The sequence below is a fragment of the Collinsella sp. SGI.180 genome, assembly GCF_050313455.1.
Taxonomy (GTDB): Bacteria; Actinomycetota; Coriobacteriia; order Coriobacteriales; family Coriobacteriaceae; genus Collinsella.
This window is the reverse complement of sequence record NZ_JBNPLL010000040.1, coordinates 1-1,783: the sequence shown is the minus strand read 5'-3', so window position 1 is coordinate 1,783 and position 1,783 is coordinate 1. Positions and strand designations below refer to the sequence as shown.

The window sequence follows — 1,783 nt, the reverse complement described above, 5'->3', positions numbered from 1 at the left end:
TGCGCGTCTCATCCGGTCCGACCGGGCCGCGCGGCAAGGAGATATATTGCCAGACCGCGAAGCGATGTGGGACGTCAATTCCACTCTTCATAAGTCCTACACAATATATCGCTTCCTATATAAGTAATAGAAAGGCTGGTGCAGAAATACTGCACGTATCAGATGATGACCCTTCGGTTAAGAGATATATAAAGATCGGTCACCTGTAAGTGTCTATCTACCCGCGCTTTTGCTATATAAACCAGCGCCTTAGATAAAAAGAGGGAGCGCCGCGCACAGCGCGACACTCCCCTAGCGATTCAAGAGAATCAATTAGGCCTCGAGAGCCTTCTTGGCGATGGTAGCCAGCTCGTTGAAAGACTCGATGTCCTCGTAAGCCATCTGAGCCAGGACCTTGCGGTCGAGCTCGATACCGGCGACCTTCAGGCCGTGCATGAACTGAGAGTAAGAGATGTCGTTCAGGCGAGCAGCAGCGTTGATACGGGTGATCCAGAGAGAGCGAATCTCGCGCTTCTTATTGCGGCGGTCACGGTACTGATACTGCAGAGAGTGCTGGACCTGCTCTTTAGCATGCTTGTAAGTACGCGAAGCGGCACCGTAGTAACCCTTCGCACGGTGCATAACGGTACGGCGCTTCTTCTTGGCGGCAACAGCGCGCTTAATACGTGCCATGTTCTATCAACTCCTAGACGGTTAAACGAAAAACGGGAACGCTAACTTAGGCGAGACGCGACTTGATGACCTTGCGGTCGGCAGCGGCGATCTCGGTCTCCTGACGGAAGCCACGCTTACGCTTGGTGGACTTCTTGCTCAGGATGTGGCTCTTGAAAGCCTTGGCGCGCATAAGCTTGCCGGTACCAGTCTTGCGGAAACGCTTCTTGGTGCCGCTGTGGGACTTCATCTTAGGCATGAAATACTCCTTAATCGGTTACAGAACACTAGTTACTTAGTATCACTTGCCGCTTTATCCTCATCAAAGGCGCCCTTAATTGGGGCGAGCAGCATAAGCATGTTACGGCCTTCCATCTTAGGCTTGGACTCGACCGTAGCGTAAGGCTTAAGATCCTCGGCGAGACGCTCGAGAACGTTAAGACCCTGCTCCGGGTGAGCCATCTCACGGCCGCGGAACATGATGGTGATCTTAACGCGTGCGCCCTTCTTGAGGAAACGCAGAACGTGGCCCTTCTTGGTCTCGTAGTCGCCAACGTCGATCTTGGGTCGGAACTTCATTTCCTTAACCTCGACCTTGGACTGGTTCTTACGAGCAGCCTTGGCCTTCATGGCCTGCTGGTACTTGAACTTACCGTAGTCCATGACCTTGCAGACCGGCGGCTCCGCGTTGGGAGCGATCTCGACAAGGTCGAGACCCTGATCGTCGGCGACGCGCTGGGCATCGCGGATGGCGAACAGGCCGAGCTGAGAGCCATCGACGCCAATCAAACGGCACGAAGATGCAGTGATCTCGTCGTTGATGCGGGTGTCATCAGACTTAGCTATTTTCCCTACCTCCATTCATAAAAAAATAACCCGGCGCTTTTTTGCAACCAGGTCGTACACATAGACATCCTCGATATGAGGAAGGGAATCTAAGTTGTATGACCAGTCAGCTGCTCATTGGCGCCAAAAGGTGGGAACCCTCGGGTTCCTCTTTAGGGCATTGCGGAAACAACACCTTGGCGATAATAACACGTACCGCTCGTTATCACATTACGTACACGAAAAAGGGGGCCTCGACCCCCTTGAACGCTCTTATGCATGTATGGTGCCCGAGGCGAGACTCGAA

At 53.3% G+C, this 1,783-nt stretch carries 3 protein-coding genes; all 3 read right to left on the bottom strand.

Annotated features, from left to right (window positions below):
* Positions 1 to 312: 312 nt before the first annotated feature.
* The 3 genes from rplT to infC are packed head-to-tail and all read right to left on the bottom strand — an operon-like array spanning position 313 to position 1,512.
* A complete protein-coding gene (gene rplT / locus ACQRAP_RS08615) occupies positions 313 to 672 on the bottom strand; it encodes a 50S ribosomal protein L20 (RefSeq protein ID WP_006234421.1) in 360 nt (119 codons plus the stop codon).
* Positions 673 to 718: 46 nt separating this feature from the next.
* Positions 719 to 910: a 50S ribosomal protein L35 gene (gene rpmI, locus ACQRAP_RS08610; protein WP_006234422.1), complete on the bottom strand. Its 192-nt coding sequence runs from the start codon at positions 908 to 910 to the stop codon at positions 719 to 721.
* 32 nt (positions 911 to 942) lie between these two features.
* On the bottom strand, positions 943 to 1,512 hold the full coding sequence (gene infC / locus ACQRAP_RS08605) for a translation initiation factor IF-3 (RefSeq protein WP_006234423.1): 570 nt from the start codon (positions 1,510 to 1,512) through the stop codon (positions 943 to 945).
* Positions 1,513 to 1,783 lie beyond the last annotated feature (271 nt).

Bases quoted from the DNA above. Each gene is read 5' to 3' on its own strand.
- rplT (WP_006234421.1), bottom strand. From the start codon at position 672: ATGGCACGTATTAAGCGCGCTGTTGCCGCCAAGAAGAAGCGCCGTACC.
- rpmI (WP_006234422.1), bottom strand. From the start codon at position 910: ATGCCTAAGATGAAGTCCCACAGCGGCACCAAGAAGCGTTTCCGCAAG.
- infC (WP_006234423.1), bottom strand. From the start codon at position 1,512: ATGGAGGTAGGGAAAATAGCTAAGTCTGATGACACCCGCATCAACGAC.